This is a genomic window from Lederbergia ruris (assembly GCF_018332955.1).
Taxonomy (GTDB): domain Bacteria; phylum Bacillota; class Bacilli; order Bacillales; family Bacillaceae_C; genus Lederbergia; species Lederbergia ruris.
Map to the genome: position 1 here is coordinate 89,787 of NZ_BORB01000013.1, position 22,347 is coordinate 112,133.

Consider the following 22,347-nt stretch of genomic DNA (forward strand, 5'->3'; position numbering starts at 1 on the left):
CAATCAAATATCAAAATCAATCATATTCTCAGCAATTTCAGCAAATGATTCTTCTGACTCTGTAAAATATTCTTCCCAAATTCCTTTATTCCAAATCTCTATACGATTAGAAACGCCTAAAACTACACATTCTTTTTCTAATTTTGCATAGCCAATCAATGTGGTGGGCAAGTTGATTCTACCTTGCTTATCGATCTCACATTCAATCGCTCCGGAGAAAAAAAACCGTGTAAAAGCCCTCGCATCCTTTTTCGTCATCGGTAAGGTTTTTAACTTTTCCTCCAACTGGCGCCATTCATCAAGAGGATATCCAAATAAACATTGGTCAAGACCTCTTGTAATAACAAATGATTCACCAAGAGAGTCTCTAAATTTAGCTGGAACGATTAAACGCCCTTTCGTATCAATGTTATGTTGGTATTCTCCCATGAACATGAGACATGCCCCCACTTTCTATCTCTAATTTACCACAACCTACCACTTTTCACCACCTTTTTTTCCTACAAATAAAAAAGACTTCTAATTGCCGAATAGCCGACTAATTAGAAGCCCTAAAAAAACTATATTTTAATAATTTTGTGCCTTCCATCAAACTCGAATGACAGGGACATTAATTCATGGATAAATGACTCTCCTCTTTCATTTAAATAATAAAAGATATTCCATATCCTTTCCTGTGGGCTGCCATTCGGACGCAAAGATCTTTCAACCCGATCATATTTCTCTAATTCACTTTCATACCTTTCTTTTACATACCAATCTGCTTTCTTTTTCAGAAACTCAATTTGCTTTGTATGAAAAGCTAAGTTTTTATGTGCAAGAGGTAAAAGTCCACGTTCAGTATGTTCAAGCCTTTCAAAAATAGATTGGTAACGTTCTTCTAGAAACTTGTTCATATCATCCAACATCATTTCCAAATCTCGGTCTGTTACGGAATCAAGATAAGTTTTTTGTTGTTTTTCCACTCCATTTTTTAAAACATCCTCAATCGTTAGTTGTAAATCATCTAGATCCCGTTCAATATTTGGTTCTATAAATGTAATATTTATCCTTGGTACAAGGGGGGGCATTTTCATATCCCATAATTCAAATGCTTGTTTTAACTCACCCCAATACGCAATTTCTCCTGGACCGGCGATAAAAGCTAGAGATGGAAATAAAGACTCTTGCATCAGTGGTCTTGTAACGACATTATTACTGAAAATCTCCGGAGTCTCTTTCAGTTTCTCAGACAAATCTAGGCGATCCATTTGCCAATCTGTTTTTTCAACTTTAAACCGATCTGATTTCGAATCATAATCCAATAACAATCGCTCATTTCCCTCATATAAAAACAAATTGGCTGATTGCGGATGAATATCAAGCATACGAGTGAATCCATAATGGTGAATTAGCTTTTGCTGAGTTAAGACCTTTTCTGTAATTAGAGATGCTTGATCAATCACTTTTGAAAAAACAGGTTTTTCCAAATTCCTTAAATGTCGATCCGCTGCATCAATCACTAATAATCCATAATCTTTAAATAACGACATAATAATCGTTGTAAAGAAATCTGTGATCGTTTCACTACGATTACTTGCTTCCAGCACGGAAGCGAACATTTCTTTCGTATATTTTCGTTCTCCTAAATGCATAAAAATGGTCTCCAGCCATTTTTGCATTTCCTCTTTATTATATACGATATCAGAGGCCATTTTTTTCAAACCTTTTTGTTCTGGGAAATTGACCTTCTTCATCTTACGTCCTGCTTCAGCATACACATGATTAATTTCTAAAAAATCATGGTCTTCGCCAGCAATCCAAAACACAGGAATAACTGGAGTCCCCAAATTTCTTTCCTGTTGTTCCGCCAATTTAAGTATGGAAATAACTTTATGTATGGTGTAAAGCGGACCTGTTAATAATCCAGCTTGTTGCCCTCCAATCACAACTGTGGATTTGTCATTTTGTAATTTTTCAAGTGACTTCCTAGTTTCATTAGACGTAGGGAAGCGCTCCATATAGTTTTCTATGCAAGCGGCAAGCGCTTTTCGATTAAAATTCCTTTTCATTAAATCGTTATAGCGTTTTTCATAAACCCCGTTCTCTGTTATATCATAATGAAAAAAACCTTTCACCGGTTCTTTTTGTTCCATATAAAGAGAAGCAAAGTCGTTCGTTGCTGGAATGACGATGCTTTCAATTTCCATTAAATAACTCCCTTTCATGCATTGGTAAAGGTAGATAAAAGTATAGCAAAATGAAGAAAAAATTGATATTAAATTGTCCTAGATGTCTTCGAAACCGTATTCTCTCTCCATTCCTTTGATCATTTCGAATATCGTTGCCGTAATAGGTAAAACCATTCCTTTTTTTTCGGCGTGTTCCAAAACAGCTCCTACGATCGCATCGATTTCCGTTTTTCTGCCTGCAATCATATCACTGAGCATGGAAGAGCGATTTTCTTTCGTACTATGACAAATATGAATAATTTTTTCTAATGACTGCTTTGTATCTATTTCAGGGAAAACCGAAGATAGTTCAGCATGCAGGCTTTCAAATACCTTGTAATAATGGGGATTCTCGATAAGGCTTCCATTTTTCACTTTAAATATAGCTGTTAAAGGATTAATAACGCTATTAGCGATTAATTTATCGAGCAGGATTTTTCGATAATTTTGGTAAAAGCAAAAAGGAAATGCTTCGCTGACACTGTCAGGAAAATCAATCAAACTCTCTTTCCTTCCGCGAAAAAGGGCAACATTCGTTATCCCTATACCTGTGTGATGAATGTGATTTGCCCCGATTTTTTTCACCCCATGTTCAACGGTCCCAATAAAGATTGTTTCATGTGGCAATGTTTCTAGTAATTTAATATGACCAATTCCATTTTGAATAAATAGAAGTGGTGTATTAGTGGGAAGAGTCAAGAGATGCTTCAGTAAGGACGCAAGATCATATTGCTTAACGGCAATGATTATTAAATCTTGCTTTTCTAATTTATCAAAATCAGAATATGCCGTCACAACATATTTCATATCCTTATGTGAATTTGATAATACGATTCCCTTTTCATTAATGACAGTAGCTTGTGTATTTGTCCTAGTCAGTAATACAACCTTATGATTTAAACTAAGGTAAGTGCTAAACAACAGACCTACTGCACCCCCACCAATAACTCCTATCTTCATATCATCACCTGCATTTTTATATTCTTTATTTTTAAAATTAAAATCCATTAAAATAAACTGATTTTTTATTAAGTTTATATTATAATATTCCTAACTAAATTTCATTTATCAGACATAAAGATTGATGCTAGTATAGTTTCATGGACACATCTAAGTTAAATTTATACAATGACTTTTAAGGAGGATGTGTCCGATGAGTAAGAAAAGGAGGTTTTGCATATGCCACAAAGTGTGAAAAGGCTTAAGATTAATTTTAAAACCCTAGAGGAATTTAAAAAATTTAAAGAATTCGGCATACAAGAGCTGTCCATGATAGATGATCTGCAAGCGAATATGATTGAAGATAATACTTTTTCCCCATTCTATGGGATCTATTTTGGTGATAAACTAATTGCCAGGATGAGTTTATATCAAACCCCCGCTAAATATGATCAATATTTTAACCCTCCACAGGACTATCTAGAATTGTGGAAACTAGAAGTGTTACCTGGATATCAGAAAATGGGTTTTGGCAAAGCCCTTGTAGACTATGCTAAGAGCTATAATATGCCGATTAAAACAAATCCGCGTATGAACTCACGACCTTTTTTTGAAAAGATGGGATTTGAACCGGTCCATTATGAAATGGAAAGGGATCGTGGAGAGGAGCCGTTAGTTTGGTATCCTAAAGGAGTCACCCCTCAATAATTTTAATAATATATGAAACTATTTTACATTATCATCGTATATTAGTATGCAAACATTTATAACTAGGAGGTATTTCTTTTGAAAAGAACAGGTGAAATTACATTAGGTGTTATTGGGGTCGTATTAAGTGCATTTACCAGTTTAATTGGTATGTTCTTCCTGTTTATGGGATCAGATGCAGTGAAAAATGAGGTTGCGAATGACCCCACTCTTGCCAATGATCCAGCCTTATCAATGGAAGAAATGGATAGCTTTCTGAGCATCTTTTCCGGGTTCGGATGGGCGATTATTATCGCAACCATTATTGGACTAATTCTTGGAATTATTGCGATCGTTAATGTTGTCGGTAATAAAAATCCAAAAGTGGGCGGCTGGATGAATATTATCGGAGCGGTGTTAATGGGGATCATTTCTGTTGGCATAGCTTTTCTTCCCGCTCTGCTTTTACTCATCGCTGGGATTATGTGTTTTGTCCGCAAAGCACCTCCTGAAGAACCAATCCAGTCACAAACGCTATAATTGACAGAAAGAGGAGCCGACGCATACATTCGGCTCCTTTTCCTATTTTACTTCAACCTGCTTACCAGCCGATTCTTCCGTAAATTCATCTGCTATTTTCCTAGCCTTATCTAAAAGATACATTAAAGAGTGATAATCTTTTTTTAATTGCTGATATTTTTCAACCACTTCTTTTACTTTTTCATTAGCTGTTACATTAAGGGCCTCTAAATTTCTTATTTCCTCCTTTAAACGCTTATTTTCTGTTTTATAGGAATCTAATTCAGCTAATTCTTTTTCTATCTCGCCAAGAAGAGAGGTGGCGTTTGCCAATATTGTAGAAGACGGCTGTTGCGCTAACTGGTTGTTCTCCATCTCCTGCGAATCCGTAGTGGTCGCTGGAGCCTCCCCCATCTTAAGTTGTTTTCTAGCCTTTTTTGCCTGATTAATTTCTTCTTTATACTGTTTTCTAATATTAGAATTCCACCGAAACCCGCATGCGGCTGCGGTTCTTTTCAATTTCTTTCCAGCCTCTTCAAATGCTTTAAGTTGTGTACTACCCCCGCGTATATGAGATAACACTAATTCAGCTAATAGAAGATCCTCATCCGCAGACCAAGCATCCTGCCGTGAAGTTGTCATTTTATCACCTCTACTTTTTTGTAAGTATATGCCACTACACTGAAAGATAGAATCAGCCTGCAAAGAAAAGCGAAAGAAAGACAACAGTGGCCAACAGGTTGTTGGTCAAAACGGCGTTGCGCCAGGACGGAGGCCAACAGGATGTTGGTCACAAAGGCGTTGCGCCAGGACGGCGCGTATTTAGCCTTTGAACCTTATTCTCCAAGCATGTACGCCGCTAAACAGGCGCTTGCGCTTTTCTTGTCCAGCTCCAGCGCCCAGCGACTAGCAAACTTTCGGTGCCTTCCTACGATAAGTCAACATCAGTTCGCCTTATCAGGCTCACTGTGTTTCCTTTATCTCGTCTAGGCCCCTAAAAAGTTTGTACGTCGCTAGACGGGCGCTTGCGCTTTTCTTGCAATAAAAAAGTGCGAAGAGCCATGGTCTCTTCGCACTTTTTATTGCAATAATTATTTGTTCACAACTTCGCTACCTTTATAAGTTCCGCAAGCTTTGCAAACCCGATGAGCAAGTTTCTTCTCTCCGCAGTTTGGGCAATCAACCATGCCTGGGACTTGTAGTTTAAAATGGGTCCGACGTTGTCTTTTCACTGTTTTTGAAGTTCTTCTTTTTGGTACAGCCATAATTCCCACCTCCTTAAAATCAAATAGATATCAGAAAAGTATTATTCCTCTTCGTTATCTAGTAAGGCAGCAAGGCCAGCTAGACGAGGATCTACTTTTTTATCCTTCTGTTTTTCATCTAGATATTGCTCTTCTGTCATAACATTCCAATCTTTTCCCGACAGCGTGTCTCTATTCAATGCTTCTTGTGAAAAGACTTGCATCGGAATATTCACAAGGATCAATTCTTCTATGACCGGAATTAAATCCACTACTCCGTTTTCAGGTTCATGCACGTTTTCGTCTATATCATCACTTGAAATTTTATTCATATTAAGTGAATAAATTTCTGTTGAAGAAATATCGATCGGATATTCAGTATCCACTAGTGTACGAGCACAAGGTAAAATTAAAGTACCTTTCAGTTGCAGATGAAAGGTTGCTTCTTGAGAATCTACTTTAATATTCCCCTTAATCTCGATCGGAGAAGCGTCCCTAATTTCTGAATTTCTGTTTGTAAGATCCTTTGAAATATCAATAGTTTGGTCAATTTCCACTTCAGAATCTCGCATTTTTTGCAATTGAGAAACTGTCCATTTCATGTTGATCACCTCTTGGCAACAAAAGTAATTATAGCTTTCAGGTTCTCGTTTGTCAATATATGTACATTATCAGCTTACCCATTTTTTCTTAAAAAAGTCTTATCAATTTCTTTGTTTACCATAATTACATTATGTTTATTTTATAAAATGAAGTTGTTTTTATTTTCCTCCAACCTTTAGTATCATAATAGAAAGTAACGTTCGGGGGGAGCAAGTCATGAAAACAGTAGGAATTGTAGTAGAATATAATCCATTTCATAATGGACATTTGTATCAATTACAAAAAGCTAAAGAGGAAACACATGCTGATGTCGCGATATGCATCATGAGTGGCAATTTCTTACAAAGAGGAGAGCCTGCTCTCGTTTCAAAGTGGTCTAGAGCCAAAATGGCATTATCAGCTGGAATTGATCTTGTAATTGAGTTACCCTTCGCTTTTTCTGTACAAAAAGCTGAAATTTTTGCTTATGGAGCTGTTTATTTACTTAATGCATTAAACTGTAGCCATATTTGCTTCGGGAGTGAATCAGGTCAGATCACTGAATTTCATCATACGATTGACTTTTTAAAGCAACATCGTTTGCGATATGAAAAATATATAAAAGATTTTATTAAAATGGGAATGAGTTATCCTTCTGCTTTATCAAAAGCCTATGAGGCTTTGCATCCAAAGAATGAATTGATTGATTTATCCAAACCAAATAATATTCTCGGGTTTCACTATATGGATGCCGCTTCTGATATCAATCCCCATATACAATTTATTACGGTAAAAAGAAAGAACGCTGGGTATCATGATCCCGCATTTAATGAAACAAATATAGCGAGTGCTACTTCCATAAGAAATAGAATACAACAAACAGATCAAACCGATTCAATTAAAGAATATATTCCGAAGACTAGCTTTTCCGAATTACAAAGTTACCTTTCTCATTTCGGCCAACTTCATTCCTGGGAAAATTATTGGGATTATTTACAATACCAAATTTTATCTAAGAGTAGTGAAGAATTAAAATCCATTTATGACATGGAAGAAGGTTTGGAAAATCGATTTATCCGGGCCGCACAAACTGCCAAAGACTTTCAAAGTTTCATGGAAACAATGAAAACAAAAAGATATACATGGACAAGGTTACAACGAATCTCAACTCAAGTTCTTCTAAATGTACATAAAAAGGAGATCCGTTCCTTGGGAAGAAAACCACAATACATTCGCCTGCTTGGAATGAGTCACAGTGGACAAAAATATTTAAGGACAATAAAAAAAGACTTAGAAATCCCCTTGATTTCCAAAGTCTCTGCACAACAAAATCAAATGCTAGCGCTCGATATAAAAGCCACACAGATTTATGCACATGGATTACAAGAACCCTTTAGATCAAAGTTGCGTGATTATGAATACAAGCAACCCCCTATTATGTTTTAAAAGGGGGTTCTTATCGTTATTGTTTATGGTTTGAATCCTCATGCCTCCAGACCCTAGTGCTAAGCCTATTTCAGTATGCCCCATCGCCTCCTCGAACATCTTATGGTCTAAATGTGATTTTTATGAGTATATTGATATTGTGGATGTTGGACAGGGGGTATACAGTATTGGGTAGGTTTACTTTATCAAAAATGAAAACATTACTATTAGCTTTTTTAGTTACCTTAATGGCTATATCAATGATCACTCTGCCAGAGGATTCATTAGAAGCATCCATACGCGGATTAAAAATGTGGTGGGAAATTGTCTTTCCTTCGCTCTTCCCCTTCTTTGTCATATCCGAATTATTAATTGGGTTTGGGGTTGTTAAATTCTTGGGGGTTCTTCTCGAGCCTTTTATGAGACCTTTTTTCCGTGTTCCCGGAGTTGGAGGATTCGCTTGGGCCATGGGCATGGCCACTGGTTTTCCTGCTGGCGCTAAACTAACGGTTCGACTAAGGCAAGAAAAGCAATTAACCAAAGTAGAGGCGCAAAGGTTGGTCTCTTTCACAAATTCATCAAGCCCATTATTCATTTTTGGTGCCGTTTCAGTAGGCTTTTTCCATAATCCTCGTTTAGGTTTTTTATTAGCCGCCGCGCATTATTTAGGTAATTTTTTCGTTGGTTTTATTATGCGTTTCTATGGTGTAAAAGAAAAAAGGCTAAAAAAACATAAGGGAAAAAAAGCAATACCCAATATTTCAGAAGCATTATCGGCTTTACATCAAACAAGAATTCATAATCAAAAGCCGATCGGGAAACTGCTAGGCGATGCCGTCATGTCATCCATTCATACTTTACTTATGATTGGCGGATTCATTATTCTCTTTTCTGTGATCAATAAATTATTATTTCACCTTCATTTTACACCAGCGATCGCATCTTTACTTGACTACATTTTGCCTATTTTTCAATTACCAAAGGAATTTGGCAACTCTTTAGTCGCTGGAATTTTTGAAATTACATTAGGGAGTCAAATGGCAAGTGAAGTCCAAGGTACTATACTACTACAACAAGCCATCATTGTTAGTTTCATTCTTGGCTTTAGTGGTTTTAGTGTTCATGCTCAGGTGGCTAGCATATTAGCAACCACTGATATTGCTTATAAACCGTTTTTCTTTGCACGTGTGTTGCATGGATTTCTTGCAAGTATTTTTACGGTTTTACTTTGGAAACCCTTTTCCAATTATTTTCATATTCAGGCAATCGAGACAGCTGTTCCTGTTTTTCTTCAAGACCATGATCGATGGTGGGAAACGATTTTGCTTACATTTAGCAAAATAGGTCCTTTATTTACGATTATCTCCCTGACCATTTATATTTTCTTCTATATTAAAAAGATGGGCCGTACCCGATTTTAAAAAAAGCTGTATTTATCCTGAAAATTTTCAATGGATAAATACAGCTTTTCCTAAAACTCATTCACTAAATTTCTTATCAAGTGCTTTTTTCACTTCACTAGGGACTAGTTCAGAAATGTTCCCTTTATATTTGGCTACTTCTTTTACAATGCTTGAACTTAAAAAGGAATATTGATTATTCGTCATAATAAAGAATGTTTCAATTTGTTCATTTAATACTCGATTCATAGATGTCATTTGCATCTCATATTCGAAGTCTGAAACAGCTCTTAATCCGCGAATAATCGCGTTCGCATTTACACTTTTCGCATAATCAATAAGCAAACCATCAAAAGTATCGACAATGACATTGTCAAAGTCTTTTGTTACGACTTCTAAGAGCTCCACCCTCTCTTCAAGTGAAAATAAAGGGTTTTTTGAAGAATTATTCAAAATCGCAACCCGAACTTCGTCAAATACTTTTGCTCCTCTTTGAATAATATCCACGTGCCCCATTGTAACGGGATCAAAACTCCCTGGACAAACTGCAATACTTTTCATGATGTCCCCCTTGCTACTTCTTTATAAATGGATAAAGCCGTAATTCCAAATTGACCTGTCCTATCACAATGTAATTCTCCCACGGTCGCGGGCAGTGAAAGTTCAAAATCATGTTCCACTATAATCATACCTTGCTGGATAAGCAGATGATTTTTTTCAATGGTATGTAAGATGGTTTCTAATTTTTGTCGATGATAAGGAGGGTCCAAGAAAATATAATTGAATTGGATATCCCTTTTCATTAAAGCTTTTAAGGCTCGCTCTGCATCATTTCGATAGATTTCTACTTGACTGTTCAAATTGCAATTTTGAACATTGTTTTTGATTGTTTGAATGGCTTGACGGTCTTTATCAATAAAAATAACCTTTTCCATGCCACGACTTAATCCTTCGATTCCTAAGGCGCCACTACCAGCGAATAAATCGAGGGCGATGCCACCTGTAAAATAAGGTCCAATAATATTAAATAGCGTTTCCTTTACCTTATCTGTTGTCGGTCTTGTTCCATTTCCCGGTACTGCTTTTAACGGCCTTCCCTTTAAATTTCCAGAAATTACTCTCATATCGTCACCAAATCTTATTGAAGTTTCACTTTATCCTACCACAATCTAAATTACCTAACAAATGAAATATACAGTTCTACTTTATGCTGCTCATCTTTCTTTGGCTAAATAAGTATATTTCTTTTATTTATAGGCCATAATAATCGTAACGGCATCAGAATGATGCTGTTGCCAACCGCGGAGAAGACTTACATTCCCCTTAAGTTCTTCCTCCGGTTTCTCCTCTCCCTTTTGCCTTCTAAACCGTTTAGACGGCAATGGAAGGACCCTGCAGAAATTGCAGGGTTATTTTTCTTTAATATGAATCGTATTTTCATCTTGTTCTATCTCTACGTTAAATAACGTATGAATAAAGGGAACCTCCATTAAGATCGTTTCTTGATAGAAAATGACAGGTGCTTCGCCGACGCCATATCGTTGTCCATTTAAATCAAAAAACCGTTTATTGGGATAAAAGCGATAATGGATCTTCCCCTTATCCACTTGAACCATGTTCTGATCCATTATTTGTGTTTGAAAATCTAACGCCTTTAATAGGGGGAGGACATCCATTAGCCATTTATCATTCTTATGGAACACATCAAATTCTCCTATATCTTTTCCATTTAATCGCGCCTTTCTAGAATCATATTGGATCAATGGTGAAAATGGTTGATCTTTGTCCGTATTATGAGTAAAAAAGCGAATCTTTCCTCCTAAAATTTCACTTAACATTAAGTCAAGATCTCTACTTTTTAATTGTTTTTGTGTATAGGTTTGAAGCATCTGCTTCCATTCTTCTACTTGCTCTATGGAAAAATAACGATCTATTTCTGTATACATTTTTTTTGCCTTAGAATCTTTCGGTGGCTCGCCTAATATGACTGCGGCTAATACTTCGGCGAGCCACTCCTCCTCTGATTTGAACAAAAAAGCATTTTCTATATCCATTATCACCCATTGTTGCTGAAGATCTTTCCCATTATCTTCTGGTGGCATAATCCATAATCGATCTTTTTTTATTTCCTTATGCTGATCAGTAAGGATCAGATATAAGGGCTCTTCACTAAATGGCCTATAGTTGATTTTCCCCATTTTTTTGTTTTCCTTAGTCGAAAACAGAGACACTTCATCATGAAGATCAACGATATGTAAAGGTTTCTGTTGCCAGTACAAGATAACGTCTTTTTCTAGCCCTTCTAAATAATAATAACCTAAAAGATCCATTTTTTTCTTGGTTGTTTCTCTTGTGTTCCCAACCCAACTTCCCTCTTTCCAGTCAAATTCACTAAGTTGGATCTTATGTGATTGAATATCAACACCCTCTAATTGAATAAGCCAATCTTCTAGGAGGAAACTTTTAGGCTTCTGTTTAGGGGTTGTAATCGTATAAGTAAAACTGATTTCTTCTTCTTCCACCTCGATGTGACTACTCTTTAATGAACATATTTGATTGTTTCCCACATCACATTTAATATCATTTAGTTTATCCGGAATTTTCAACTTAAATAGCTGATTGGGTAAGTCCTTAATCACTTGCTTGATTTGAATTTGTCCTTGTACATGTTTCATATAAACCACTTCATTGGCTGATATGGTAACTTTTTCATCATTCGAGGAATAAACTTTCCATTGATAAAATAATGTACTCCCAGTTAAAAAAAGCAGGATAAGGGTCAAAATAATATGTCTTTTCACTGCAATTCTCCTTAGTCATTCTACTAAAGATATCGGTTCAAAACGCCTATTGTTTTGCACGATAAAAAGCTGTCATAGAAGAAGGAAGATCTTGTCCAACCAAAAAACAGGATTTCTTTTTCTTCTATAACAGCTTATTCATATTTACAAACCAATTCGATAGTCATATTCTTTTGCTTTGTCTGGCTTCGAATTTTCATACACCGTTTTTAAAAATGGTTTATTTGATAATTCAACTTTTTTGACAAAAGGCATATAAGCTAGTTTTTCCGCTTTTTCCTCTGCCTCCGCTTGTGCAGTATACATGACTACATACTTCATTCTTTTGGATACATAATGAATATTGCCGTATCTTCTTAAGGTTTTCACATTCTTCAAATTATATAACCAAATGATCAATCCCTGTCTTTCACTAAACATATATCTTCCCCTTTAAATGACCTAGGCAGAACAACCACAACCCCCACCGGTGCCACAATTTCCACCACAAGATGAACCTGTCTCGAAAAATGGATTTCCAGTAGGGACTTTTATTTGTTCTGAAACAGATCGAGCAATCATGATACTCACTTCGTCTAATAAAGATTGTAGCTCGTTTTCTGCCCTTCGGAAATTAGCAATGTTTTCATCTAAATCCATTTCCCTTTTCCGCTCCCGGGTCTTCACCATAATTTCTTTATAATCGGGATGGTATCGTCCAAATCTTTGAACGTCTTCGTATAAATCCTTCATCTCAAGAAATGACTTGATCTTCCTTTGAGTCTCTGGATTCTCTTGCAATTTATTGTAATAAAATCTATATTTATCAGCAACTTCTGAATGGATAATTTGCATGCCAATGCTATCGGCTTTTTCTAGTAATTGCACCGTTTCGATTGTAGCAAGCATATGCTCACCTCCAATCGCTATTTTATCATGTTTTGCATACGGTTGCGACAATTCTTCACAATTTGACGTAACAATTTGTGATTTTTACTAGCTTTATACACATCATGATTTAAAAAATAGTCACCTCAAAGCTCTTTGATAATTGGAAGGTTTGTTCATTTAATCCGACAACTTCTATTTTCATCTTATGTGATCCAGCCTCTAAATTTTTTATAACGAAAGCTGCCGTATCGTATTCATCGTGGAATTCTCCATCAATATATACATTGATTTTGGCGGAGTTTCTATCCGCGTTGTTAAAAGATACCTCCGGAACAAAGCATTCTACTTTGACACGGTTTCCTTCAACAAAATGTTGTACTTGAATATCGGAATCTTTCTTCCCTAACTCCGATGCCTCGGCTGTAAAAGATTCAGGCTCAGGTATTTTTTGACCACAACCCGTGATTAAAATGAATATAATCGATAAAAAAATGAATCTCCACATGATTATCACTCCTCCCTTTTAGTTTTTACAAAAGGAAGAGCTTCATACCAGAAATCTTATTTACTTTGAGGTGTTAAATGCTTGAAGCATATTCATCATCATGGATGCCATATGCATATTGTTTGAAAATTTTTCAATACGGTGAGGGATCGTCTTTTTAAAATAGTGTAAAGAGGCAACTTCAAATTGTTCAAGCTGTTCTGGTTCTCGTGATAATTTCCGATACCATTGTGGTTGTTCCCTTAAAAACTGTTGCAATTCTCTCTTGTTATAAATATATTGAATGATTTCTTGTCGCATTGTTTTCCCTCCCTAATCTTTTCTGAAAGAAAAAGGATTATTAGCTCTTGGTTGTTGTGTGCCTGATGATGGTGTACCTGTTTGACCGCCTGATTGACTAAATTGGGTCAACACACCTTGTACCGCGCCGATTGCCTGACTTAGCTGCTGAATATGATGTTGCAATTGATTTCCATCCATATTCTTTAAGATCTTTGTGATTTGGCCGATTGATAATTTACTTTCTCCATCTTTATTTGCATTTTTTTCTGTTTTACTTGAGCTTTCACTTTTCCACTTAGGGTCGTCTTCCCCAAGTAAATACCAATCCTCAAATAACTCTTGCCACGTATATTCTTCCCGTCGAACCGCTTTAATTAAATGAGGATGTTGCTGAATAAATTCCTTAAATTCCTTCACAGAAGGATGAAGATCTTTACTCATTACGTCCCACCTCGCCTATACAATAATCCTATATATAGATTATGTTTGCCTGACAAAAAAGTGAGTAAAGGACAAATTCATGTATGAGCGAGTTGCATAAAATATCATGACTTTAGAAGTACCTGCAGCACTTCTTATTCTACTTCAATAAAAGTTTGAGTATAATACTTTTGATAAACCCCTACACCTAAATTTGTATACTTATCATCCAATAACGTCTTCCTATGGGTATCAGAATTGAGCCAACCTTCTACTATAGCAGGACCATCTATATAGTCTTTGGCTATATTTTCTGCGGCTGCATCGTATTCAATTCCTTGTGAATCCAGTCTTTCCGCAAGCGAACCGTTTTCGGGTGAATCATGGGAAAAATAGCCAAGTTTTGCCATATTCTTACTATGATCGTATGCAACGGCCGACACTTCTTCATCCCATTTTAAGGGGTTTAAATCAAAGCGTTCCCTAATAATATTTGTAATATCAAATACTTGTTGTTTGCTTCCTTCTTCAATTGCCCGCCAATCATCCCTTTGTAATTCTTTCGGCTCTAACAGCCTTCCATTGTAAACTAATTCATATGGTTTTTGGGTAATAAGTGTTTTTTTATCTAAAAAACGGATACTAGATAAAGTCCCTGTATATTTGTCGATGGATAATTGGGCGAATATTTCACCTAAAGGGACAAGTGGACGAATATATAAATCCTCCTCGGATAATTCAAATCGATATGTCCCATCTTCTGTGGAAGCTGTAATCTCCGTTTCTAAAATAGTCGATCGAAAAATATCCTCAACAGGCTGGCCAATCGTAAAAGGAGCTACATTTAATTGGTTCCCAATCGCATAAATCGTGACAACCTTTTTCTTTGTAACGCCGACCTGCATATATGTTCCATTAAAACCTCTATATATCCACCAATCATACCCATAGGCAGATGGTTCAATTCTTTCTGGCTTTCCATAATCTTCTATAATTGCCTGGCTGTCTTTCCCAATATAGACAGATAGCCCTTCCTGGGGACGAGTTGTATCCTCCATTGTATCTTCATCATCCATAAAATAATCAATTTTAGGGGGAGTGGCAGAATTTTGATCTTTCAAAGGTTCATCATCTTCATTAGTAGAATGTGTAAAAATCATCAGTATAAAAATAAGTGTCGTTATAATACAAACACGAACAAAAGTACGCAGCCTTGACCCTCCTTCCTCTAAAAAACATTCTCTCTTTATCCCTAATTAATTTTTATTATGTATATAATGATTCCATTCTAACATTGTTTTCTTCTCAATGAAAATGAATAATAGATAGAATGCAGGGATTCTCATGGTTTAATTTTTTCCTTTCCAAACTAGAAAATCATTCGCCTAAAAATTGTCACCTTTTAACTAATCTTCCCTTTCAACGAACTCATAACATTGCAAGTTCTTGATTTTTCGACTATTATATAAGAGGAATAAATAATTCTTCTCATGTTAAAAGTAAACCGATCAATCAATTGGATCACAAAGGAGGTACATACCTTGAAATTTGAAAATACCAAAATTGAAACATTACATATGGACTTGAATCGATTGGATGAAGTAATGGAAGAAAACGCTATGGTAAGAGCGGGACAATGGGATTATGAGCGTGTCACTTATGACCACAAATTTCAAATTCGTGAAGGGACATACTATTTACGAGTTCAGGGCTATGCAACACAAGGAGATGTGGGAGCACATGATGCTTTCATTCAACTTATGACCCCGATTCTAGGTAAACATTATTATCCTCATGGCGTGGAATATGGAGAAGATGAATATTTTCCAGATCACCTTGTAAAACAATGTCAGCAAATGCTTGAAAAAATTTATAAAGATCTATCCGTGTTTGCCGATTAATACGAATCGAAAATATGAGAGATCGTTCAAAAAGTAGAACATGAAGATGCCCTTAACTTTCTTCATGTTCTTTTTTATTGCAAAATAATCCCAGCTTTTAAGGGATTATAGATTGTTTATTAGTGCCTCTTCCATATATAATAGTAAGGAGAAATCGTATGTGTAAGGGGGGCCATTTTGTCTAGACTTTTGAAAAAGAAATATATTATCGCTTTTATTCTTATTGTATTAGCGGCTGTTTTATTTTACTTTATTTTACCTATATCTGTACCACTGATATTAGCGTTGTTTACGGCTATTATTTTGGAGCCCATCGTTACCTTTATCCAAACAAAGGTTAAGTTAAAACGCCAATTTTCGATTATTATTGTTTTTACACTTTTTACCTTAATCCTCGCTTTCACGATCTTTTTTATTTCTACGAAGGTTGTGGCGCAAGGTATTAAAATTATAGAGGATGCACCAAGTTATATTAACAATATTACGAGTATTTGGCATAATTATGAAGAAAATTTAAAACATGTCGCACAGGATTTTCCCGACGAAGTTGTCAAAGCCTTTACGGAAGAAATTAACAATGTTTTTGATACGTTAATTACAGGGCTTAAACAATATGTGAGTATTGAAAAGATTAGTGCCTTCCTATCCTATATTCCCAATTACCTAGTTAGCTTCCTTGTATATCTAATCGCTTTATTTTTATTTATGATCGATTTGCCGCGTTTAAAAATTAGTATTTATAAGTATATGACGGATAAAACTGCAGAGAAGTTTAAATTTATGACGACACGTCTTTCCTCTGTCGTAATTGGCTTTTTTAAAGCACAGTTTCTCGTTTCACTCATCATCTTTGCAGCGACATTATTAGGACTTTTATTAATTCAACCCAAAGTAGCACTCATGATGGCGATTATCATTTGGATTATTGATTTAATCCCTATTATAGGCTCCATCATTGTCATGGCGCCGTGGTCTTTATACCATCTATTAGTTGGGGATACAGTAGTCGGAACAAAATTAGCCATTTTGGCTGTTATATTGCTTGTCATAAGAAGAACCGTTGAACCAAAAGTAATGGGACAGCATCTTGGCCTTTCGCCACTTGCCACATTAATATCCATGTATCTAGGTCTAAAATTATTTGGAGTATGGGGTCTTATTGTAGGTCCTGCCAGCTTGATCATATTCAAATCAGCAAGAGAAGCAGGGATTATTAAATTGAATTATAAAATTTGATTCAATAGAATCAATTTCATAATTGCTTTTTGTAAAAATACATGCCGTTCAATGTAAATTGCAATAAAGCCCGTAACATAACGTGAGACCTTATACACCGTTGATTTCCGTTGCAGGCGGACGCTTTCCGGGGGGCGTGCGGTGAGCCTCCCATCGCTTCGTGGGCTGCTCACCTAATGTTGGACACTCCATCCAACATTAGGAGGTCTTGAAAATGTCCAAGTATAGTAATGAGTTTAAGCTGCTAGTAGCCCAACGATATGAAAATGAAATCATTAGTTATCGTGACCTGGCAAAGCAATCCGGCATTGACGAATCGGTAATCCGTTATTGGGTATTGTTATTTCAGCATCATGGAGACCAAGCGTTTAATTTTCCCTATACAAATTATCCGGCAGCCTTTAAACTAAGGGTAATTCAATTCATGAACGAGACGAATTATTCCATTCGAGAGGCATCAGCCCTTTTCCATATCCCGGATCCCAGTATGGTTCGTAGGTGGAGGAAAAAGTGGGAAACAGGTGGAGTAGATGCCCTTGAATCAAAAGAGAAGGGGCCATCTATTATGACATCTCGTAATCAAAAGAAACATACTTCCGCAGATCTTTCCAGCCAATCAAGAGAAGAGTTGGAAAAGGAACTCGAGTACCTCCGCATGGAGAACGCCTATTTAAAAAAGTTAAGAGCCTTAGTTCAGAAAGAGACATCACCAACAAAGTCAAAGCGAAAGTAATATTCGAACTAAGGCACGCATTTCCGGTGATCAAGATGATACAGGTAGCCAACCTGGTAAGAAGCACCTATTACCATATTGTGAACAGCTGGAAACAGCCAGATCCCGACCGCAAGTGGAAAAGAAGGATCACGTTCATCTATCACCGACACAAGGGCCGCTATGGCTATCGCCGTATTACAGATGTCCTCAAGGAAAAAGGATACGAAATAAACAGAAAGAAAGTCTTGCGGCTAATGAGAGATTTAGGGCTCCAATGTATAGTCCGAATAAAAAAATATAAATCTTACAAAGGAGCATACGGGAAAGCAGCCCCCAATATTTTGAAACGTAACTTTAAGGCTGAAAAGCCAAATCAAAAATGGGTGACAGACGTAACGGAATTTAAATTATTCGGGGAGAAACTGTATCTCTCTCCGGTATTAGACCTTTTTAACGGCGAAATCATTACCTATACCCTTCAAACCAGACCTACCTTTGATTTAGTGGAAACGATGTTGGATCAAGCATTAAAATCCATTAAGGAAGGCGACAAGCTCTTGATCCACTCTGATCAGGGCTGGCATTACCGTATGCCCCAATATCGAAAAAAGCTGAAGGAAAATAAGATTAGACAGAGTATGTCCCGTAAAGGGAACTGTTATGACAATGCCGTCATAGAAAACTTTTTTGGAATACTTAAATATGAATTCCTGTATCTACAGGAGTTCGACAGCATAGAGCATTTTAAAATTGAATTGGATCAATACATGTATTACTACAACCATTTACGAATTAAATCAAAGTTAAATCGAAAAAGTCCAGTGGCTTATCGAGAGAACTTTACATTAACCGCATAGGAAATGAGTGTCCAATTTTATGGGTCCACTGCATTCGCTCTTGCGGGGTCTCACCTGTCTCGCTAATCCCCCAGGAGTCGCCGCCTTCCACTCCAATCAACTAGTTTATCTTTCTCACTAATTCCATTCTTTCAATCGAGCGATTATTTTTTTCATGAACTGCACAAGTTTTCCTTCTGATTCACGCTGTTTCTGCCACTCATTATAACTGGCAATCGTAATCAGTAACAAACCAACAATCAATAGATAGCCCCACCAGGGCATATTCCCCCAATAAGGTCTTGTTTGATACATAACATTAAACAGCAATGTCCCTAGCCCGACAAAGAAATAAGATTTGATCTGAAACTTCATACCTAATAAGAAAGCCGCTAGAGAGAGTGTACCAATAATGAGTGCATCCCAAATCGTACTGCTCTGAATCGCATCATGAATGAGATAAACCGTGATGACTACAAGTATAACGGTTTGGATGTGATTCATAACTTGTTTTTTGTCTTTCCATGTTCGTGTGGCCAATAAAATCGACAAAGTTAGAATCGGCAATGCTCGAAGCTCAGCATGTAGCAGCGGCGTAACAAGATCCAGATATTCTGATAATACTAAATAGTAAGCAGGCAAAATAGAAACACTAGATAAGGTAATATAAATCTTCTTCTCTATGCCTTTTTGGAGACGATTGATTTGTAAAGATAACCAACTTGCGATCATTAGAAATGGAATGACCCGCAGCCAAACATTGTCTACTGTTAATGAAAGGATAAACTCATAGGCAACATAAAAGAGGGCGCCAACCGTATACCAATCTACTTCTGTCACCTTGTTCTTCGATTCCGTATAGAGACTTGTAAACAAGTATCTTCCAGTCCCTATTAACAAGATGAAGAAGAACACACTTACAACCATAAGTTGATCTGTTTCTGTGATCCATTCTTGCTGCATCCACATTATAATGGAAGCAATCACTGGGACTAAGCTGAAAACTAACCATTTCCGAACATGTAGTAAATATAAACTTAACACCATCCAACCGATTAGAATGATGATTTCAACTACTGTTTCAATGGATAAGGTAATTACCGTCACAAGTAGATTTACATGAATGAATGGAATCATATACCATTCCATTCTTTTTTTCCAGACAGATGGGGCGAACCACCATACACCAAAGAACAGGATACTTGCTATAATCGCTGCATACTCAATTGGTAACTGAGAGATTATATTGTAATAGAGAATATGCATCATGATTAGCCATGGGATCATCGACATAGCCGCATATAAAAACAACTTAATCTGCCATTCTTTTTTCTTCACGAAAGTACTGTATAGATAAATGGTAAGGGTGATAAGCATAATAGTTGGATGAATCGAATGATCAAAGATCGAATCGATACAAAGGAACAGCATTACCCCAATCAGCGTAACATGGGCCAGCCAAAAGAAATATGGTTTTAACTCCCTGATATACTTTCCTCCATACCCGTCAACTACTAACAAAAGGACAGGGGCAAACATCATATACCAAGCATAGCCTTGCACCGAATCGATTGGAAAGAAACTATACAAGGACATATAGAAAAACAGTGTAATCACAGATACCAGGCTCCATAGCGGCTGCAGCCGAGAGCGTTGTACCAGCCAATACGCCAAGCCAATACCAATTAAAAAGATGAACGATCGAACCAACTGCCCATCGTTATAGTAATAAAATACCGCTTGTAAAACGGCTATATAATAACCGACTTGGCCAACGTAGAAGGCTGCCTGCGCTAAACCGGATTTATTCGTATGATCCCAAACTTTGCATACCGCTAATAAAACAATAGAAGATACAGCAACATGAAATGGAATATCCAATCTCACTTGATAAGCTGGAATCTGCTCCACTACCTCAGGATAAATCACAAACAGAGCCAGAATCCAACTAATCGCATGCAGCCATACGGCCACTTGTTTCTCTACAACCTTTGCAGAAGTCGATACAAGCAGGCTAAGGATTCCTAATAAAACCAGCATTATGGCCAGTTCGATAAATTCTCCTAGTAGCCATCCATAAAGCAAGGTGAATAACATAACTCCTGCACTAACATAATACGTACTTGTTCCAATTGCTTGGAGATATTTCCATTGTCTTCTGAAACCAATCATAAAAAACAGAAGCGCGGCATAGATAAACATAAAAAAATGCCAACTTATGATAAAATAAGGCTCAATCGCAGCATTCCAAAGCTGTATGCCAACACTGACAAGAAAGACTGGAGCCAGCCAGCGGAATACCTGTTTATTCGTGATATTGGATAGGTAAATATAGGTTCCGGCAATGACGAAGTAAGCCAGCAGCAATGTCCAAGAGTCTGATCCTTCCCTTATCATTAGGCCTTGAAAACTGATATAAATAAAAGCAAAAAGAGAAATAATCCCTGCTGTATAGTGGAATACCTTCTCGACAAATGTATTCTTTCTCATTATATAGGCAAGGGCTAAATATCCAGCACCTAACAAAGCATAAACAAAAACATCAATAGACTGCAGCCAAGAGGATTCTGTGAGCTGAAACACGCCATATGCAAACAAGGCAATAAAAACAAACTGATAGGCCTTAGTATTATAGACAAATACCATGGCCATATAGAGAAGCGCAGTCACTAAGATATTAAAGCTATAAAATAGTTCCTGTTCAAAGATCACCAGCATCAGTAATGTAGAAACAATCAAATTCAATTGCGCATAAGCTGGTAGTTCTTTTAAAAACAACAAAATTTTTGATTGCTGTTGACGGTGAAAGCGGTGATAGACATATAATAAACCGGCATTATAGATCATAATAAATAAATAAAAAAGATCTCTCGGCACTTGAATAGCCGCAAACAGAAAGCCAACAAAAAAGGATAAGAATAAAAAGAAAATCCAGACAAATAACCTAGATCGATTAACAATCGCATTTCTCATATATAATGGGAGTGGAATGAATGTACACATCATCCCCAAGATATACCTGCCCTCGCCACCAATTGTTAAATAGGAACCTAATAAACCGAAATAACCAATCGCTAATATTCCGATGGGGAGCAATAAACTTCCTAATGTAAGAAATGCAAAAGCGGTTTTATCAATTTTCAGGAATTTACCAGAAACGATACTTAATCCAAGGAAGAATAAAGAAACGCCTAGTAATGTAATAACTTTCATCAGCGCTCCCATTTGATCCCATGTCGACGTTGCGACCACTAAACCACTGATCAATAAGAACACAACGCCTATACTCAATAACCAAGTAATATTTCGTTCCCGAATTTGTTCACTCGACTTTTTAGGTTTTGACTGCTTTTCTTTCGTCTCTTTAACAGGTGTTTGTGTTGATGAAACGGTCTGTTCTGTTTTTATAGCAGGCGACTCGATTAATTCATTGGATGAATCAGCTGATTGTGGTTCCTGGATAACAACCGGTCCCTCTTGCTCCCGCAATTGTTGAGCAATTTCTTTTATCCGCTGCATACGGTACTGCTGATAGGTCTGCATAAAGCGGTGAAACTCTTTTTCAGTGATAAAGCCCTGTTGGTATAATTGGTTTATTTCCTCTTTCACAATACTTTCTTTCGTTGACCTTGGAATCTCCTCCATCCCTTCCCCCCCTTTTTTACTAATACTGTATATGGATGGCCATGATTGATAATAAATGGCACACCTTTAGTTGTCTTTCTACGTTATAACAACGCCTTCATTTTACCATAAACCCTGCTAGTTTTTTCAT

24 protein-coding genes are annotated in these 22,347 nt (G+C 36.7%); 7 read left to right on the plus strand and 17 right to left on the minus strand.

Annotated features, from left to right (window positions below; translation table 11 throughout):
* Window positions 1-3: 3 nt before the first annotated feature.
* From mraZ to KI363_RS09515, 3 genes are all read right to left on the minus strand, one after another.
* A complete protein-coding gene (gene mraZ / locus KI363_RS09505) occupies window positions 4-435 on the minus strand; it encodes a division/cell wall cluster transcriptional repressor MraZ (RefSeq protein WP_158320455.1) in 432 nt (143 codons plus the stop codon).
* Between the two features lie 125 nt (window positions 436-560).
* Window positions 561-2,189, minus strand: a complete 1,629-nt coding sequence (bshC, locus tag KI363_RS09510; RefSeq protein ID WP_212966198.1) for a bacillithiol biosynthesis cysteine-adding enzyme BshC — start codon at window positions 2,187-2,189, stop codon at window positions 561-563.
* Between the two features lie 78 nt (window positions 2,190-2,267).
* Window positions 2,268-3,170: a 2-dehydropantoate 2-reductase gene (locus KI363_RS09515; protein ID WP_212966199.1), complete on the minus strand. Its 903-nt coding sequence runs from the start codon at window positions 3,168-3,170 to the stop codon at window positions 2,268-2,270.
* Between the two features lie 219 nt (window positions 3,171-3,389).
* Here KI363_RS09515 and KI363_RS09520 point away from each other — a divergent pair, with 219 nt between their 5' ends.
* Together KI363_RS09520 and KI363_RS09525 are read left to right on the plus strand one after the other, a co-directional pair.
* On the plus strand, window positions 3,390-3,857 hold the full coding sequence (locus KI363_RS09520) for an N-acetyltransferase (RefSeq protein ID WP_158320458.1): 468 nt from the start codon (window positions 3,390-3,392) through the stop codon (window positions 3,855-3,857).
* 78 nt (window positions 3,858-3,935) lie between these two features.
* Window positions 3,936-4,376: a DUF4064 domain-containing protein gene (locus tag KI363_RS09525; RefSeq protein WP_158320459.1), complete on the plus strand. Its 441-nt coding sequence runs from the start codon at window positions 3,936-3,938 to the stop codon at window positions 4,374-4,376.
* Window positions 4,377-4,418: 42 nt separating this feature from the next.
* Here the strand turns inward: KI363_RS09525 and KI363_RS09530 are convergent, their stop codons facing one another.
* From KI363_RS09530 to KI363_RS09540, 3 genes are all read right to left on the minus strand, one after another.
* The gene (locus KI363_RS09530) at window positions 4,419-4,997 is read right to left on the minus strand and encodes an RsfA family transcriptional regulator (RefSeq protein WP_158320460.1); all 579 of its coding nucleotides are present in this window, start codon (window positions 4,995-4,997) and stop codon (window positions 4,419-4,421) included.
* A gap of 449 nt (window positions 4,998-5,446) precedes the next feature.
* On the minus strand, window positions 5,447-5,620 hold the full coding sequence (gene rpmF / locus KI363_RS09535) for a 50S ribosomal protein L32 (protein ID WP_158320461.1): 174 nt from the start codon (window positions 5,618-5,620) through the stop codon (window positions 5,447-5,449).
* Window positions 5,621-5,661: 41 nt separating this feature from the next.
* Window positions 5,662-6,201, minus strand: a complete 540-nt coding sequence (locus tag KI363_RS09540) for a YceD family protein (RefSeq protein WP_246516821.1) — start codon at window positions 6,199-6,201, stop codon at window positions 5,662-5,664.
* Window positions 6,202-6,418: 217 nt separating this feature from the next.
* Between KI363_RS09540 and KI363_RS09545 the strand changes: the two genes are divergently transcribed.
* Both KI363_RS09545 and spoVV read left to right on the plus strand, forming a co-directional pair.
* A complete protein-coding gene (locus KI363_RS09545) occupies window positions 6,419-7,627 on the plus strand; it encodes a nucleotidyltransferase (RefSeq protein ID WP_212966200.1) in 1,209 nt (402 codons plus the stop codon).
* 143 nt (window positions 7,628-7,770) lie between these two features.
* On the plus strand, window positions 7,771-9,027 hold the full coding sequence (gene spoVV / locus KI363_RS09550; protein ID WP_212966213.1) for a dipicolinic acid transporter SpoVV: 1,257 nt from the start codon (window positions 7,771-7,773) through the stop codon (window positions 9,025-9,027).
* 57 nt (window positions 9,028-9,084) lie between these two features.
* Here the strand turns inward: spoVV and coaD are convergent, their stop codons facing one another.
* From coaD to KI363_RS09595, 10 genes are all read right to left on the minus strand, one after another.
* On the minus strand, window positions 9,085-9,567 hold the full coding sequence (gene coaD / locus KI363_RS09555) for a pantetheine-phosphate adenylyltransferase (protein ID WP_158320463.1): 483 nt from the start codon (window positions 9,565-9,567) through the stop codon (window positions 9,085-9,087).
* Window positions 9,564-10,130 (minus strand): 16S rRNA (guanine(966)-N(2))-methyltransferase RsmD, encoded by a 567-nt coding sequence (rsmD, locus tag KI363_RS09560; protein ID WP_158320464.1) that lies wholly within the window; start codon window positions 10,128-10,130, stop codon window positions 9,564-9,566. Before rsmD ends, coaD begins: the two co-directional genes overlap by 4 nt.
* A gap of 123 nt (window positions 10,131-10,253) precedes the next feature.
* Entirely contained in the window at window positions 10,254-10,388 is a 135-nt protein-coding gene (locus tag KI363_RS22235) for a hypothetical protein (RefSeq protein WP_281414100.1), read from the minus strand.
* Between the two features lie 27 nt (window positions 10,389-10,415).
* The gene (locus KI363_RS09565; protein WP_212966201.1) at window positions 10,416-11,807 is read right to left on the minus strand and encodes a hypothetical protein; all 1,392 of its coding nucleotides are present in this window, start codon (window positions 11,805-11,807) and stop codon (window positions 10,416-10,418) included.
* A 144-nt stretch (window positions 11,808-11,951) separates the two neighbouring features.
* Entirely contained in the window at window positions 11,952-12,227 is a 276-nt protein-coding gene (locus KI363_RS09570) for a YlbG family protein (RefSeq protein WP_212966202.1), read from the minus strand.
* 21 nt (window positions 12,228-12,248) lie between these two features.
* Window positions 12,249-12,695, minus strand: coding sequence for a YlbF/YmcA family competence regulator (locus KI363_RS09575; RefSeq protein WP_158320467.1), 447 nt, complete (start codon window positions 12,693-12,695; stop codon window positions 12,249-12,251).
* A gap of 109 nt (window positions 12,696-12,804) precedes the next feature.
* On the minus strand, window positions 12,805-13,182 hold the full coding sequence (locus KI363_RS09580) for a hypothetical protein (protein WP_158320468.1): 378 nt from the start codon (window positions 13,180-13,182) through the stop codon (window positions 12,805-12,807).
* 60 nt (window positions 13,183-13,242) lie between these two features.
* Window positions 13,243-13,482, minus strand: a complete 240-nt coding sequence (locus KI363_RS09585) for a YlbE-like family protein (RefSeq protein WP_158320469.1) — start codon at window positions 13,480-13,482, stop codon at window positions 13,243-13,245.
* Between the two features lie 12 nt (window positions 13,483-13,494).
* Window positions 13,495-13,905 carry a YlbD family protein gene (ylbD, locus tag KI363_RS09590; protein WP_158320470.1) on the minus strand — a complete coding sequence of 137 codons (411 nt, stop codon included), beginning with the start codon at window positions 13,903-13,905 and terminating at the stop codon, window positions 13,495-13,497.
* A gap of 134 nt (window positions 13,906-14,039) precedes the next feature.
* Window positions 14,040-15,005, minus strand: a complete 966-nt coding sequence (locus tag KI363_RS09595; RefSeq protein WP_246516822.1) for a CAP domain-containing protein — start codon at window positions 15,003-15,005, stop codon at window positions 14,040-14,042.
* Between the two features lie 420 nt (window positions 15,006-15,425).
* Between KI363_RS09595 and KI363_RS09600 the strand changes: the two genes are divergently transcribed.
* The 3 genes from KI363_RS09600 to KI363_RS09610 all read left to right on the plus strand — a co-directional run bounded on the left by KI363_RS09600 (window position 15,426) and on the right by KI363_RS09610 (window position 18,593).
* A complete protein-coding gene (locus tag KI363_RS09600) occupies window positions 15,426-15,785 on the plus strand; it encodes a YugN family protein (RefSeq protein ID WP_158320472.1) in 360 nt (119 codons plus the stop codon).
* Between the two features lie 177 nt (window positions 15,786-15,962).
* A complete protein-coding gene (ytvI, locus tag KI363_RS09605; RefSeq protein ID WP_212966203.1) occupies window positions 15,963-17,021 on the plus strand; it encodes a sporulation integral membrane protein YtvI in 1,059 nt (352 codons plus the stop codon).
* Between the two features lie 214 nt (window positions 17,022-17,235).
* Window positions 17,236-18,593 (plus strand): IS3 family transposase gene (locus KI363_RS09610; protein ID WP_373306765.1). Its coding sequence is split into 2 segments (ribosomal slippage): window positions 17,236-17,707 and window positions 17,707-18,593, totalling 1,359 coding nucleotides; the frame shifts between segments, so codons are not numbered across the junction.
* Between the two features lie 117 nt (window positions 18,594-18,710).
* Here the strand turns inward: KI363_RS09610 and KI363_RS09615 are convergent.
* On the minus strand, window positions 18,711-22,217 hold the full coding sequence (locus KI363_RS09615; RefSeq protein WP_212966204.1) for a hypothetical protein: 3,507 nt from the start codon (window positions 22,215-22,217) through the stop codon (window positions 18,711-18,713).
* Window positions 22,218-22,347: the final 130 nt, after the last annotated feature.

Coding starts and splice junctions, on each gene's coding strand:
- KI363_RS09520 (WP_158320458.1), top strand. CDS start 3,390: ATGCCACAAAGTGTGAAAAGGCTTAAGATTAATTTTAAAACCCTAGAG.
- KI363_RS09615 (WP_212966204.1), bottom strand. CDS start 22,217: ATGGAGGAGATTCCAAGGTCAACGAAAGAAAGTATTGTGAAAGAGGAA.
- KI363_RS09540 (WP_246516821.1), bottom strand. CDS start 6,201: ATGAAATGGACAGTTTCTCAATTGCAAAAAATGCGAGATTCTGAAGTG.
- spoVV (WP_212966213.1), top strand. CDS start 7,771: ATGTTGGACAGGGGGTATACAGTATTGGGTAGGTTTACTTTATCAAAA.
- rsmD (WP_158320464.1), bottom strand. CDS start 10,130: ATGAGAGTAATTTCTGGAAATTTAAAGGGAAGGCCGTTAAAAGCAGTA.
- KI363_RS09580 (WP_158320468.1), bottom strand. CDS start 13,182: ATGTGGAGATTCATTTTTTTATCGATTATATTCATTTTAATCACGGGT.
- rpmF (WP_158320461.1), bottom strand. CDS start 5,620: ATGGCTGTACCAAAAAGAAGAACTTCAAAAACAGTGAAAAGACAACGT.
- bshC (WP_212966198.1), bottom strand. CDS start 2,189: ATGGAAATTGAAAGCATCGTCATTCCAGCAACGAACGACTTTGCTTCT.
- KI363_RS09585 (WP_158320469.1), bottom strand. CDS start 13,482: ATGCGACAAGAAATCATTCAATATATTTATAACAAGAGAGAATTGCAA.
- KI363_RS09515 (WP_212966199.1), bottom strand. CDS start 3,170: ATGAAGATAGGAGTTATTGGTGGGGGTGCAGTAGGTCTGTTGTTTAGC.
- mraZ (WP_158320455.1), bottom strand. CDS start 435: ATGTTCATGGGAGAATACCAACATAACATTGATACGAAAGGGCGTTTA.
- coaD (WP_158320463.1), bottom strand. CDS start 9,567: ATGAAAAGTATTGCAGTTTGTCCAGGGAGTTTTGATCCCGTTACAATG.
- KI363_RS09570 (WP_212966202.1), bottom strand. CDS start 12,227: ATGTTTAGTGAAAGACAGGGATTGATCATTTGGTTATATAATTTGAAG.
- KI363_RS09575 (WP_158320467.1), bottom strand. CDS start 12,695: ATGCTTGCTACAATCGAAACGGTGCAATTACTAGAAAAAGCCGATAGC.
- ylbD (WP_158320470.1), bottom strand. CDS start 13,905: ATGAGTAAAGATCTTCATCCTTCTGTGAAGGAATTTAAGGAATTTATT.
- KI363_RS09545 (WP_212966200.1), top strand. CDS start 6,419: ATGAAAACAGTAGGAATTGTAGTAGAATATAATCCATTTCATAATGGA.
- KI363_RS09530 (WP_158320460.1), bottom strand. CDS start 4,997: ATGACAACTTCACGGCAGGATGCTTGGTCTGCGGATGAGGATCTTCTA.